12 protein-coding genes are annotated in these 12,747 nt (G+C 61.7%); 4 read left to right on the top strand and 8 right to left on the bottom strand.

Translation table 11 applies throughout. From position 1 onward, the window contains the following. Positions 1–56 precede the first annotated feature (56 nt). The gene (locus AC1VNY_RS18105; RefSeq protein WP_482406186.1) at positions 57–1,115 is read left to right on the top strand and encodes an esterase; all 1,059 of its coding nucleotides are present in this window, start codon (positions 57–59) and stop codon (positions 1,113–1,115) included. A 222-nt stretch (positions 1,116–1,337) separates the two neighbouring features. On the opposite strand, the gene AC1VNY_RS18100 is transcribed toward AC1VNY_RS18105, so the two are convergent. Then, positions 1,338–1,817, bottom strand: coding sequence for a MarR family winged helix-turn-helix transcriptional regulator (locus AC1VNY_RS18100; protein ID WP_482406185.1), 480 nt, complete (start codon positions 1,815–1,817; stop codon positions 1,338–1,340). Between the two features lie 188 nt (positions 1,818–2,005). Between AC1VNY_RS18100 and AC1VNY_RS18095 the strand changes: the two genes are divergently transcribed. Together AC1VNY_RS18095 and AC1VNY_RS18090 are read left to right on the top strand one after the other, a co-directional pair. After that, positions 2,006–3,334, top strand: coding sequence for a Rieske 2Fe-2S domain-containing protein (locus tag AC1VNY_RS18095; RefSeq protein ID WP_482406184.1), 1,329 nt, complete (start codon positions 2,006–2,008; stop codon positions 3,332–3,334). Between the two features lie 5 nt (positions 3,335–3,339). Beyond that, positions 3,340–4,392 carry an ABC transporter substrate-binding protein gene (locus tag AC1VNY_RS18090; RefSeq protein ID WP_482406183.1) on the top strand — a complete coding sequence of 351 codons (1,053 nt, stop codon included), beginning with the start codon at positions 3,340–3,342 and terminating at the stop codon, positions 4,390–4,392. Positions 4,393–4,411: 19 nt separating this feature from the next. Here the strand turns inward: AC1VNY_RS18090 and AC1VNY_RS18085 are convergent, their stop codons facing one another. The 6 genes from AC1VNY_RS18085 to AC1VNY_RS18060 are packed head-to-tail and all read right to left on the bottom strand — an operon-like array spanning position 4,412 to position 11,026. Then, a complete protein-coding gene (locus AC1VNY_RS18085; RefSeq protein WP_482406182.1) occupies positions 4,412–5,530 on the bottom strand; it encodes an ABC transporter ATP-binding protein in 1,119 nt (372 codons plus the stop codon). 18 nt (positions 5,531–5,548) lie between these two features. Further along, entirely contained in the window at positions 5,549–7,312 is a 1,764-nt protein-coding gene (locus tag AC1VNY_RS18080) for an ABC transporter permease (RefSeq protein ID WP_482406181.1), read from the bottom strand. Between the two features lie 7 nt (positions 7,313–7,319). Then, complete coding sequence (locus AC1VNY_RS18075) at positions 7,320–8,336, bottom strand: ABC transporter substrate-binding protein (protein ID WP_482406180.1); 1,017 nt, start codon at positions 8,334–8,336, stop codon at positions 7,320–7,322. 46 nt (positions 8,337–8,382) lie between these two features. Then, on the bottom strand, positions 8,383–8,796 hold the full coding sequence (locus AC1VNY_RS18070; RefSeq protein WP_482406179.1) for a Rieske (2Fe-2S) protein: 414 nt from the start codon (positions 8,794–8,796) through the stop codon (positions 8,383–8,385). Continuing rightward, positions 8,796–9,899, bottom strand: a complete 1,104-nt coding sequence (locus AC1VNY_RS18065; protein ID WP_482406178.1) for an amidohydrolase family protein — start codon at positions 9,897–9,899, stop codon at positions 8,796–8,798. Before AC1VNY_RS18065 ends, AC1VNY_RS18070 begins: the two co-directional genes overlap by 1 nt. Next, complete coding sequence (locus AC1VNY_RS18060) at positions 9,896–11,026, bottom strand: amidohydrolase family protein (RefSeq protein WP_482406177.1); 1,131 nt, start codon at positions 11,024–11,026, stop codon at positions 9,896–9,898. Before AC1VNY_RS18060 ends, AC1VNY_RS18065 begins: the two co-directional genes overlap by 4 nt. Positions 11,027–11,139: 113 nt before the next feature. On the opposite strand from AC1VNY_RS18060, the gene AC1VNY_RS18055 reads away from it, so the two are divergent. After that, positions 11,140–11,676, top strand: a complete 537-nt coding sequence (locus AC1VNY_RS18055; protein WP_482406176.1) for a MarR family winged helix-turn-helix transcriptional regulator — start codon at positions 11,140–11,142, stop codon at positions 11,674–11,676. A 23-nt stretch (positions 11,677–11,699) separates the two neighbouring features. Here AC1VNY_RS18055 and AC1VNY_RS18050 read toward each other — a convergent pair. After that, positions 11,700–12,747, bottom strand: a 1,048-nt coding sequence (locus tag AC1VNY_RS18050) for a sensor histidine kinase (protein ID WP_482406175.1), incomplete at its 5' end; no start/stop codon positions are given.

The following is a 12,747-nucleotide window of genomic DNA, read 5'->3' as shown; positions in this document are numbered from 1 at the left end:
AAGCAAAGCACCTCGACTCAGCTTCTAACTTTATGGTCGAATTTCTGGGGTGACAGATGTCAAGGCGCTTGCTGCTTGCAGCAATGATCTCTCAATCGATGACTATATTGCCCGCGGCGACTCCCGTACGAGCCGAGAACAAACTCGACCGTGAGCCGCTCACCATAGCGCGGCAAGGAAGCTTTTTTGTTGGCGGGCGGGAGATAAGGAGTGACGCTTTATCTACCATCCCGCAGTTCTCGGCGCAGGGCACGATCCTCGTGGACCAGATGTATGTCCACTATCAGATACCCCTCAATCCCAAGCCATACGCCATCACTCTGGTCCATGGTTGTTGTTTAACTGGCAAGAGCTGGGAAACGACGCCTGATGGTCGGATGGGCTGGGACGAGTACTTCGTTCGCCGCGGCTTCCCGGTTTACAATGTCGATCAATCCTGGCGTGGCCGTTCGGCTGCAAGTCCTGTCGCCGTGAACTCCGCCAAGGCCGGTAAGCTGCCTGCCGATAATTTGCCGGCGTTCATTTCCGCCGGACGTGAGGGGGCTTGGTCTCTATTCCGCTTTGGTCCACAATATCCGACCGCCTATCCCGGCCTGCAGTTCCCGATCGAGGCCCAGGAGGAGTTCTGGAAGCAAATGGTGCCCGACTGGAACTATTCGATGACTGCGCCGGTACCCTCGGTCCAGGCGCTCGTCGAGTTGTCGCAGCGCATCCAGAACACAGTCCTGGTCAGTCATTCCCAATCCGGAATCTACCCGTTCCAGGCTGCTGCGATGAGTCCAAAAGGTATCGCTGGAATCATCTTGCTTGAGCCAGGGGCGTGTCCTACTCCCGAGTTCGACATGACCAATTTGAAAAAGATTCCAATCCTCGTTCTATTTGGAGATTTCGTCGAGAAGTCGGAAGCGTGGTCGAAGAGGCTGCAGGGCTGTCAGAGCTTTGTCGCTGCAGCCAAGACGGCAGGAGTTCAGGCTGAAGTCGTATCGCTTCCGGATGTCGGTTTGCACGGCAATTCTCACATGCTTATGCAGGACAAGAACAATTTGGAAGTCGCCGACTGGCTGATTGATTGGATGGCCCAGCGGATCAGATCCGATCGAACGCGCCAACCGTAGCACCGCGTGCACCTTTTGTTCGGTGGACTGCTTCTGGAGAGATATTGCGCTCGGCTCGACCACAGCGATTGCAATGTAGGGCCGTTAGCACTGAACTTGGATCCCGCCACGAAGGGGCTGCGTGTGCGTTTTTCTCGCAGCATCGCAGGTTCGTAACCTGAGCGATCGGCTTTCCTTGAATCGAGCAGTGCATTGGCGGTGAGGCGCGAGGGACGTCGGATTCTACAAGAATTTCTCTCGGCCTTGCGCTCTAATCCTAACGTCCAACTGTTGATCGAGCTTATCGAGGCTCCGCCGCAACACTTCAATTTCATGCGCATCCAGCGCCGCCATGAGCTCCCGCTCAACGCGGACGACAAACTTCTCGATATCCTTGTAGACCTTGCGGCCGTCGGCGGACAGCTTGAGGCTGGCGCGACGCCGATCGGCCTTGTCGAGGTCGCGGTGGATCAGCCCGCGGCGCACCAGCAGATCAATCGCCCGCGCGACCTTGAAAGCATCCGATGAGGTTAGCGTCGCGAGCTGGGCGGCGGTCAGCGGCTGATACCGGGCTATGACCGCAAGGCTACGCCAGGCCGGTACCGTCAGCTTGTGCCGGTCCTCGTACATGGGAGCAATGAAACTTCCTAACCGCGAAGCAATCAGCCCAAACCGATAGCCCGTCCAATGTTCAAGGGAAATGTTGGCTTTGCTTTCCGTCATCGAAGCATTTCTGGTGATCTGAAGCGTCCGACAATAGCGATCGCACAGTCAGTACTCAACCCAGGCTCGCGGCCATCCAACAACGCGATTGACGCGCCGGAAACTTAGTTGCAGAATGCAAATAAATGACGTGATCCTCGGGCCGCTGGCGCGGGCTGGCACGCAAAAAGCAGACAGGGAGATTCAACATGTCGAAGTCGACTGACGGGCAGGATCTGACGCTTGTTGGCCCGGGCACGATCATGGGCGAGATGATGCGGCAATACTGGATTCCGGCCGCGCTCTCTTCGGAGCTATCGGTCGACGGCGATCCAATGCGCTTGATGCTACTCGGCGAAAAGCTGATCGCCTTCCGTGACAGTTCCGGCCGGGTTGGCGTGCTGGACCATCAATGTCCTCATCGCTGCGCCTCGCTGTTCCTTGGCCGCAATGAACACGACGGCATTCGTTGCGTCTATCACGGCTGGAAATTCGACGTTGACGGCCGTTGCCTCGAGATGCCGAACGTCCCCCCTCCCCAGGACTTCAAGGAGAAGGTCCGTGCAAAAAGCTACCGAGTGCGCGAATGCGCAGGCCTGATATGGGTCTACATGGGTGCGCGCGCCGAGGCGCCGCCGATGCCAATGCACGAGGCGCTGTTCGTTCCGGAGCAGGATCTGACCGTCACCATCCTCCAGCGCGAAGCCAACTGGCTCCAGGGCCTTGAAGGCGATATCGACACGTCGCATTTCGGTTTCCTGCACGCCGGACACATCAACCCTGATGATTTCGAGGAAGGCCACCCGGCCCGCCACACGGTTTCCAACCGGGCGCCGGAGTACAAGGTCACCGACACCGATTGGGGTACGATGTACGGTGCCTTCCGGCCGGAACCGGACGATCAAATGCACTGGCGCATGGCGCATTTTTCACTGCCGTTCTGGACCCAGACCCCGAACGCCGACTTTGCCGACCACGTGGTCGCCAAGGCCTGGGTGCCCATGGACGACACCCACACAATGCTGATCTCGATCTATGGCGGTAGCGCCAAGGGCGCAACTTACTCCACCTCCAAGCTGAAGTCCGGCGGCGGCATCCCGGGAGCCGACGGCCTCGATTATCTGCCGAACACCACGGACTGGTTTGGACGCTGGCGTGCGGTCCAGAACATCGGCAACGACTGGGAGATCGATCGCGAGGCCCAGCGTAGCAACAAGATCTACACCGGCATCCGCAACATCGTGATGCAGGACCAGGCCGTCACCGAAAGCATGGGACCGATCGTCGACCACACCAAGGAACATCTCGCGCCGAGTGACGTGATGATTTCGCGGACGAGGCGCCGCCTGCTCAACGCGGCACGGGCGTTCGCCAACAACGGCACCGTGCCGTCCGGCGTTGATGATGCCGAGGTGTTCTTCAACGCGCGCGCAGGATCGTACTACGCGGACGCGAAGATCGACTGGCTCGAGGCCTATCAGGACAAGTTGAAGACCGCCATTCGCTGGCGTGCACCGAGCCAGCAGGCGGCGGAGTAGCGCCGATGTCCGCGCCGGATTGGAAGGAGCGCGCTCGTATCACGCGCCGCGCTGCGGTGTTTGGACTGACGGCCTCTTCGATCCTGCCATCGACGATGACCCCGGCGAGAGCGGACGAGCAATGGTCCGCACTCGTCGCCGCGGCCAAGAAGGAAGGACGGGTGGTGCTCTATAGCGCCTTCGTCGGCCTCGCTGCGCACAAGGAGCTCAAGAAGGACTTCGAGTCCACTTACGGCATCACCGTGGACATCCTCGAAGCCCGGGCAAGCGAGGTCCGGGAACGCATCCGCATCGAGCAGGCCGCAGGTCGCAACGCAGCCGACGTCTCCGAGAACGGGCGGACCACGACCACGCTGCAGATCAAGGAGGAGCGCGTTTTCGAGCCGCACGGCCCGCTCCCCAGCCTCGGCCGTCTCAAGGCCGATTTCCCAAGCGACGGCATGCGGCTGCCGATTTTTGCAATCGTCTACGGCATCCTGGCGAACACCATGCTGGTCAAGCCGGCGGACGAACCGAAAAGCTGGCTCGACCTGACGGACCCGCGCTGGAAGCGCAAGATTCTCAGCGACGATCTGCGGACGCTGGGCGGCGGCGGCGTGCTCTTCTCCGTCCTGCAGGACCTTTACGGCCGCGGCTTCCACGAAAAGCTCGCCCAGCAGGAACTGAAGTTCAGCAGGGAGATACCCGCCAACGAGCGGCGGGTGGCCCGCGGCGAGCTTCCGCTCTACATCCCTGACAGCCTGACATCGCTGCTCGAACTCAAGGGCCTGCCGGTGAAGTTCATCGCGCCCAGAGAGGGACTGCCCTATGTCGGCTACGATCTCGCATTGCTGAAAAATGCGCCTCACCCCAACGCAGCCCGCCTGCTGATGGAGCATTACCTCGGCAAGACGATGCAGCAGAGCCTTGCCAAGCTCGGCCTGCTGCCGACCACGACCGACGCGCTGACAGGCGTCGATCCAGCGGTGGCGCAGATCGAGACCACCAAGCTTCTCGGCACCACGGATCCCGAACGCATGAACGAGATGCTGTCCCTGGCTCAGCAGATCTATCGCTGAGACATCCGGGCGCGACCGGTCATGAGGCTGTGGCGGCCTGCTCCGGCACAGCCCAGGCCGATTTCTGCGGAACGAAGACGGTCACGTTATCGCCGACGGAGAAGTCGCCGAACGATGGTGCATCGACATTGAGACGGCCGTCGCCGGTCTGCACGACGACCGACCGGGTCGGTCCACGGAAGATCGTGTGTGCGATCTGCCCGGACCAGCGAAGTTCATGGTCTCTGCGGGCCGCGTCGGGTGCGGCGATACGAGCGTCTTCGGGACGGACCATGACGGTCACGGCCTGCCCCGGCCTGATCTCGCTTGCCGACTCGCACGCGCCACGCCAGCCTTTTCCGATGACGTCGAGCCGCACACGGCGGTCGTCGATCCGCGCGCAGGCCTCGACGCTGGCCTCGAGCAGGTTCGGTGTTCCAAAGAAGGCCGCCACGACCCGGTTTGCGGGATAGCGGTAGATCTCCTCGGGCGCTCCGATCTGCTGGATCCGGCCGCGATCCATCACGACCACGCGGTCGGACAAGGCCATCGCTTCGGCCTGGTCATGTGTCACGTACAGGCTCGTCATCCCGAGCCGTTTCTGGATCGAACGGAACTCATCGCCCATCTGCAGGCGAAGTTTTGCATCCAGATTGCTGAGCGGCTCGTCGAGCAGCAGCACCTTGGGCTCGAAGACGAGGGCCCGCGCGATCGCCACCCGCTGCTGCTGGCCGCCGGACAGCGCCGGCGCCGGCCGCTCGGCAAAACTCTCCATCTCGACCAGGCGCAGCGCCTTGCCGACAAGATCGCGAATCTCGGCCGCGGATTTGCGCCTCACGCGCAGCGGGTACGCAACATTCTCAAAAACCGTCATATGCGGCCAAATCGCGTAGGATTGGAACACCATGCCGAGCCTGCGGCGCTCCGAGGGAACGAAGAGGCCGCGCCCCGCATCGCTGACCACCTCGTTGCCGATGCTGATGCGGCCGCCGGTATTTTGCTCGAGGCCCGCAACCATCCGCAATGTCGTGGTCTTGCCGCACCCCGACGGCCCCAGCAGGGTCACGAATTCACCTTCGCTGACGCGCAGGTCGACGCCGTCGACCGCGACGAAATCACCGAAGACGCGGCTCACCTTCTCAAGAACGACATTCGACATGGCATGATCCAGGCCCGGTCACATTCCACCGATGCGGCTGTTGATGAACTTGAGTTGCACCCATCGGAAGATGATCACGAGAACCATCATGATGAGCCCGATGACACTGACCTGCTCTGCATTGCCGTTCGCCCACAGCTTCAGCAAGACGACCGACAACACCTCGGAGCCGACTGAATAGAGCAGAACGGATGCGCTCAGTTCGCGCATGATGCCGAAGAACACGAGGACCCAGCCGACCGCGAAGGACGGCCACGCCAGCGCAAGCACGATGCGCCGCATGGTCTGCAGCCAGCTTGCGCCGTGCACCCGGGAGCATTCCTCGAGGTCGAACGAAAGCTGCGCATATGCGCTCGACATGGCGCGCACCGAAAGCGGCGTCCCGAGCGAGATGTAGGCCAGCAACAGCGCCCAGATCGTGCCGTAGATCGGGATACTGTGCGGCAGGAGCGCAAATCCCCAGAGAAAGCCGACACCAAGGACGATGCCGGGCATCATCCAGGGCAGCCAGGCCATCGAGTCGATCAGCAGCCGGCCGCGCCATTTCGTGCGGACCGAGACATAGGCGACGGTTGCGCCGAGCAACATGGTCAGGGTGGCCCCGACGAGACCCAGCAACATCGTGTTGCTGAACCCGCGCCAGAATTCGCTGCTGCTGAATACCTCCCGGTAGTGCTCGAGCGTCAGCATGTCCCACTGATAGAACCCGAAGAACTTGAAGAACGAGCCGATGATGAGTTGGCCGACCGGGAGAACCACCGTCACCACGAAGAACAGGACGCAGAACGCAAAGGTTGCCCATCGCCATGCGCCGAGCTTCATCACCGAAGGCGAATAGCCCTTGCCGGTGATGGTCTGAAAGCTGCGGCCGCGCAGCATCCGCCGCTGCACCAGCACGATCAGGAACAGCAGCGCCATGATGACGAAGCTGACCGCGGTGGCATACTGATATTGCGGCGGCGAGCGCTGGTTGATCGAGTCATAGATGTCGGTGGTGATGACCCGGATTCCGGCCGGCGAGCCGAAGAACAGCGGAGACTCAAAATTCTCGATGCCGCGAATGAAACTCAGAATGGCCGCGCCGGTCAGCGCCGGCAGCATGAGCTGCAAGGTGACCGTACGAAAGGTCCTCAGGCGCGACGCGCCGCACATCGTCGCCGCCTCTTCGAGGCTCGGATCCATCGCGCGGAACGCGTCGACGATGAGAAGAAACAGGAACGGCACCGAATATTGCATCATGTGCCAGACCACGCCGCCATATGAATAGACGTTGATCGGCGCGGTCTCCGATCCCGTGATCCATTGATAGAGCTGGTTGAGCAACCCGACCTGCGGGTTGCCGAGCATGCCCCACGCCATCGCGGTCAGGATCGGGGGGATGAAGAATGGAAGCGTGATCAGGACTTCCAGCGCGCCGCGGCACGGGGTGTCGGTACGCGCCAGAATCCAGGCGAGCAGCACGGCCAGGACCACGGAAGGAATGGTCTTGGCCAGCGAAATGCCGACGGTGTTGAGGAGCGTCACCGCACTCTGCAGCGTGATGACGTCGTGATAGCCATCCAGATTGAACGTCCCGGCCATCCCCGGCGGCGTCGAATGCAGGCTGCCGTAGAGCAGCATCGACAGCGGATAGACGGACAGGAAGGCGAGAATGGCGACGAGCACAGCGAGCGCCGTGACGCGGCCCGCCGCAGTCGCCTGCAGCCACCGCCCGAGCCCGCCCAGGGTGGCCGGGCGCCGCTGGATCAGGTTGTTCGCTTCCTCTCCGGCTGAAATGCTCATGGCCCTCTCAGGGATAGAGCTTCTTGGCGAGGTCCATCATCGAGGGACGCTCAGCCAGTTTCGCGGGACCGATGATCTTGGCGTTCACGAACTGCTGCGCGTCCGGATTGGCGCGCTGGGCAGCCTCGGCGTTCACCGGAAGCATCCAGGCATTGGCGTAGAGCAATTGCGCCTCGACACCGAGGAAGTGGTCGATGAACAAACGCGCGGCATTGGGATGCGGCGCGCTCTTGAGCACCGCAAGATCCATCTCCGCGTAAGGGGCGCCCTCCTTCGGAATCACGACCTTTACCGGCAAACCCTTCAGGTCGGAGGTGAAGGCAAAGATCTGCGGGATGTAGATGGCGTACTCGCCGCGCGCGACGCGGCGCGCGTCGTTTCGCATGTCGCGGCTGAACACCGGCTTTTGCTCGGCGAGTTTCTGGTTGAAGTCGCCGCCCATGGTTTTTTCCAGGATGGCGAACATGGTGTTTCCGCTGCCGAGCGGCCGCATGTCGTCCGAGAGGATCTTGCCCTTCCATTTGGGATCGTTGAGATCGTTCCAGCTCGTCGGAATGTCCTGCTCCTTGACCAGCCGGGTGTTGATGAGAATACCCATCGGCTGCATGAAGGCCGGGACGTTGTAGTCATTGGCCTTGAACGGCGGGCGCAGATGGGCGGCGTTCGGAATCGGCGGCAGTTTCTGCACGAAATCGCCGTTCTTGAGCTGCTCCTCGATCATGGTCGTCGTGACCATTTCCGCGTCACCCAGGAAGCGGCCGGCCGCCTGCTCGGTACGGATACGCTCGGCGAGCTCGCTGGCGCGGAGGTCGAGGCTCTCGACCGCAATTCCGTACTTTGCTTCAAACGACTTCAGCACGTCCTTGAAGTAGGGAGCGCCCAAAGCCATGTTGTAGACGACGACCTTGCCTTCCTTCTTGGCGGCCTCGACGACCTTGTCCCAGGAACCGTCCTCGGCCTGCGCGGGGCTCAACAGACCGACAAGACAGGCGACAACCGCCGGCATCACTCGCTTGAACAACACGTTACTCCTCCCAAAATCTTTTATTCGCTATTTGCTTCGCCGGTGCTCAGATCTCCAGGACCAGATATTGCTTGTCGATGGTGACCTGGAACGTTTCGGCGCACAGCTCGCCTTCGGTCAGCGCCCCGCCGGGTTCGACCTTCAACTCGTAACTCCGCACCTTGGTGCGATCAGGCTCGCACCACGACCGTCCGGTGCGCAGATCGAATTCCCAGCCATGCCACGGACAGCGCAACAGCTCGCCACGCCGGCTCAATCGATAGTCGCCCGGACCTGCGGCCTCGACCAGCCCGACGATACGCCCCTTGCACAGCGACGCTCCTTCGTGCGGACAACGATTGCCGACGGCGAAATACTCGCCCTCCACATTGAAGATGCCGATCTCGCGTCCATTGACCTCGACCAGCAGGCGCTGACCCGGCGGGATCTGGTCCACGGTCGCAACCACATGCCGCGCCATCAGTCCAACCTGTAGAACTTGCGGGCGTTCTCATAGAGAAGCTGCTCGCGCTGAGCTTGCGTGAGGTTGGCACGAAACGCGTAACGCGGATCGTCGAAATCCCAATGCGGGTAGTCGGTCGAGAACAGCAGCCGGTCCCAGCCGATCCGGTCGAACAGGTCGATCAATTCGGCCGACGTCGCTGGCTCTTCCATCGGCTGCGTGCTGAACCAGACTTGCTCGCGCACATATTCCGACGGCGGCTTCTTCACATGGGGAACCTCGCTGCGCAGACGCGCCCAGTGCTTGTCCATGCGCGCATTGAGCGACGGCACCCAGCCGAGGCCGCCCTCCATGATGACGACGCGCAGCTCGGGAAAGCGCTCCAGCACGCCTTCGAACACCAGACTGGCGACCACCGCCTGCATGGTCTGGGCGACCGAGTGATGTTCCTCCATGTAGTAGGAAGTCCATCCACCGCCGGTCGACGGATGGCCATTGGTGCCGCCGACGTGGATCGTGATCGGCAAATTGTTGCGCACCGCCGCCTCGTAGATCGGCCAGTACCGCCGACGTCCCAGTGGCTCATCCGTCTTGGGCAGGATCAGGATTTGGGTAAAGTTAGGATCGCCGCCCCTGGCGTCGATCTCGGCGACGGAGGCGACCGTGTCCTCTTGGGCGACCAGCACGGAAGCCCGGAGCCGCGTCTCCTGCTTCACCCAACGCTCGACCTGCCAGGTGTTCATCGCGCGGGTCAATGCGACGCCGAGGTCGAGATTGCGCTGGCTCCCGGGATTCCAGCGCAGGGGAATCAACATGCCGACCTCGATCCCATTCGGATCGAGGTGCTGCTTCCGCATCAGTTCAAGGCTCGATCCCGGCGGCCCGCCCTCCTCCGGATAGGCATCGATCCGTGCTGCGTCGGGCGACATCCGCGGATGCGACAGCGCCTCGGAGAAGGCGTGGCGCAGGTGGCTGCCGTAGACCGTCAAATGCTCGATCCACCGTCTTTCCAGATAGGGATGCACCTCGGTCCACGACGTCATCGCCGGATGAATGTCGCAATCGATGACTTTCAGCTTGTAGCTCGCGGCCTTCGGCCGCTCGAGTTCGACGGTGCTCATGGCACAACCTCCATGACCTGATCGGCCTTGGCCAATCGCGAGTAAGTGGCAAGCGCGTTTTCACTGGCGATCTTGCGAAACAGCCCGTCAGGGAGCCGGCCGGAGAGAACCGCATCCCCGTCGAAATGCCAGTGCGGATAGTCCGTCGAGAACAGGAACAGTTCATCCGACTTGATGTGATCGACGAGCCGCATGATGGCCTCGCCGTCGTCCGCCGCATCGACCGGCTGGACGGTGAAGCGCACATTGTTGCGGATGATCTCCGACGGCGTGCGCGTGACCCAGGGCACCTCGGCCCGCACGCCCTTCCAGGTCTTGTCGGCGCGCCAAATGAACCCGCTCAGCCAGGTCAGCCCGGATTCGATGGCGACCACCTTGAGCCGGGGAAATTTCGCGAACACGCCTTCCGATATCAGGCTTTGCAGCTGGCTCTCGAATGCGGCGGATTGCGCCACATAGTCCTCGACATAGTGCGACGGCCAGCCGATGGCGGTTGGCGCATAGCGATAGGCGCTGCCTCCGTGAATTCCGATCACCAGGCCCAGGCGCTCGGCTCGCTCGTAGATCGGCCAGAGATGCCGCCGGCCGAGCGTGATTTCACCGGACACCAGCATCAGCACCTGCACGAAGCGGGAATCCTGGGCCCTGCGGTCGATTTCCGCCACGGCGAGTTCCGCGCTGTGCGACGGAATCACGATCGAGGCGCGGAGCCGCGCATCGCGGTCGAGCCAGCGGTCCGTGATCCAGTCGTTGGTCGCCCGGCAAAATGCGGCCGCCATGTCCTCGCTGTGAAAGACCTGCGCACCGTAGAGGCAGTTCAGAATTCCATAGCGCGGTCGAAACCGATCGAGCACATGGTCTTGCATCGCCTCGAGCGAGGAGCCCGCCTTCGCGCCGCCATCGAGAGCCCAGTCGGGGCGACACGATAGCGGCGAGTTCTGCGGATAGCTCGTCAGGCTCAGATTGAGACGATCGAGCGCACGGACGGAGACCATCTCGCGCCAGTAGTCGTTCAGATATGGCAGGAGGACGCCCATCCCCGGCACCGCCGGGTGAAGGTCGCAATCGATAGCCCCGGCGTACGTCCTCGCCTGATCAAAACCGCCGACCAAGCCGTTTCCTTCCATGTTGCTCTCGCCACTTTTTTCTTGGAGTTGGGAGATTGCACCCTATGTTGATATATCAATAAATGTTTTGTCAATAAATTTGATCTGGATCAATGCGCAGGAAAAGTGAGACTTTGAGCGAAGATCTGCTGGGGGAGATTCCTGGAATGCCTAGGGCCAAGAAGCTCGAGGTTGAGCAACCGTCGAACGAACGCTCGCGCACTGCCGGAACCCTGGCGCGCGAACATTTGGCCGTGCTGGTCTCGACCATCGGCATGCGCCTCAATAGGGGCGCGACTGCTTATTATCGCTCGGTCTGGAACATCGGCGCGGTCGAGTGGCGCCTGATCATGACGCTCAAGAGCATCAGTTCGCTCAATGTCAGCGAGTTGTCGGACGCCGCTGATATCGACAAGGCTGCCGCAAGCCGAAGCCTAGCGATCCTGGAAGAGCGTGGGCTCGTATCGGTCGAACAAACGCGGTCGCGTGGCAGAGCGGCGATCGCCAAGCTGACGGCCGAAGGTCGAAAATTCGCGGTCAAGTTGACGGAAGTATCACGCGAACGCGACGCGCGCCTTTTCAAGGAGTTCACCCCATCGGACAAGGAGAGATTGCGCGAACTCCTGAACCAACTGTCCGGCTCGCTGGAAAAAGCCGATTGGGAACATTGACCGCGGTCTATCCGGGATTTTCCTCACTCCAGCCCCACTGACGGCAGAAGTATCGCCACTCGAAGTCCTCCAAGTGGAGACCGGTCCAAGCTGAGAGATCCGGCGTAAAGCTCGGCGAGTTCACGCGTGATCGACAAGCCAAAGCCGAATCCGGGAGAGCTTTCGTCGAGCCGTTGGCCGGCCTGCATCGCCTGTGACATTTGCTCCGGTGAGAGCCCGGGCCCGTCGTCCTCGATGACAAGGATGACACTGCGCGTCTCCTCGCGAGATTCGACGACAACCTTGCTGTGGCACCAGGCGAAGGCGTTTTCCAGCACGTTTCCCAGCATCTCGTCGACGTCTTGCTGTTCGCAGGCGACCGCCAGGCCGACCGGTATGTGACTGACAAAATCGATCGCCTTGTCGGCGTTCACTTTGCCGAGGACGAGACCAAGATCCGCGACGCGTGGCGCGATCACCGTTCTCGTCCGAACTGGACCGCCAAGTGCGGCCGATCGGGCGCGGCCCAGATGATGCCGGATGCGGCGGTCCATTAGGACGACGAGACCGTGCAGATCTTCTGAGCCTGACGATTGGTTCTGCAGCGCGACCGCCAGCGTCGCAAGCGGCGTCTTCAGTCCGTGCGCCAGATTCGAAACGTGTTTGCGCGCCCGCTCCAGGTTGGTGGCGTTCTGAACCAGCAGCGCATTCAGTTCGGTGGCCAATGGCTGCACCTCGCCCGGCTGCGCGTCGGGCACGTTGTCGCGAAGTCCAGCTCTGACATCGGCGACCGCCTGACGAAGTCGTTCGAGAGGACGCAACCCCAGTCGAACCTGGATCAGCATCGCTAAGATCAATGCGATGCCGAGCACCGCCAGCGACAGCGCCAACGTACGCATAGCTTCCCACAATGGCCCGCGCACCGCGTCTCTCGGAGCGGAGGCGACGATCGTGACAGGTGCGCCAGACGCCGCGACGTTGAGGATGCGGAAGTGAAGCATGCGATCGTACGGGCCCTTGCCATCGGCAGGCAGCGTACGCTCTCGCGGGGGCGCATCTTCGCCGATCGGGGGCTGTCCCTTATACACATCT

The organism is Bradyrhizobium ferriligni (assembly GCF_056837965.1).
This window is presented reverse-complemented; position numbering and strand designations above follow the sequence as displayed.

Coding starts and splice junctions, on each gene's coding strand:
- AC1VNY_RS18090 (WP_482406183.1), top strand. CDS start 3,340: ATGTCCGCGCCGGATTGGAAGGAGCGCGCTCGTATCACGCGCCGCGCT.
- AC1VNY_RS18070 (WP_482406179.1), bottom strand. CDS start 8,796: ATGGCGCGGCATGTGGTTGCGACCGTGGACCAGATCCCGCCGGGTCAG.
- AC1VNY_RS18100 (WP_482406185.1), bottom strand. CDS start 1,817: ATGACGGAAAGCAAAGCCAACATTTCCCTTGAACATTGGACGGGCTAT.
- AC1VNY_RS18060 (WP_482406177.1), bottom strand. CDS start 11,026: ATGGAAGGAAACGGCTTGGTCGGCGGTTTTGATCAGGCGAGGACGTAC.
- AC1VNY_RS18085 (WP_482406182.1), bottom strand. CDS start 5,530: ATGTCGAATGTCGTTCTTGAGAAGGTGAGCCGCGTCTTCGGTGATTTC.
- AC1VNY_RS18095 (WP_482406184.1), top strand. CDS start 2,006: ATGTCGAAGTCGACTGACGGGCAGGATCTGACGCTTGTTGGCCCGGGC.
- AC1VNY_RS18080 (WP_482406181.1), bottom strand. CDS start 7,312: ATGAGCATTTCAGCCGGAGAGGAAGCGAACAACCTGATCCAGCGGCGC.
- AC1VNY_RS18105 (WP_482406186.1), top strand. CDS start 57: ATGTCAAGGCGCTTGCTGCTTGCAGCAATGATCTCTCAATCGATGACT.
- AC1VNY_RS18065 (WP_482406178.1), bottom strand. CDS start 9,899: ATGAGCACCGTCGAACTCGAGCGGCCGAAGGCCGCGAGCTACAAGCTG.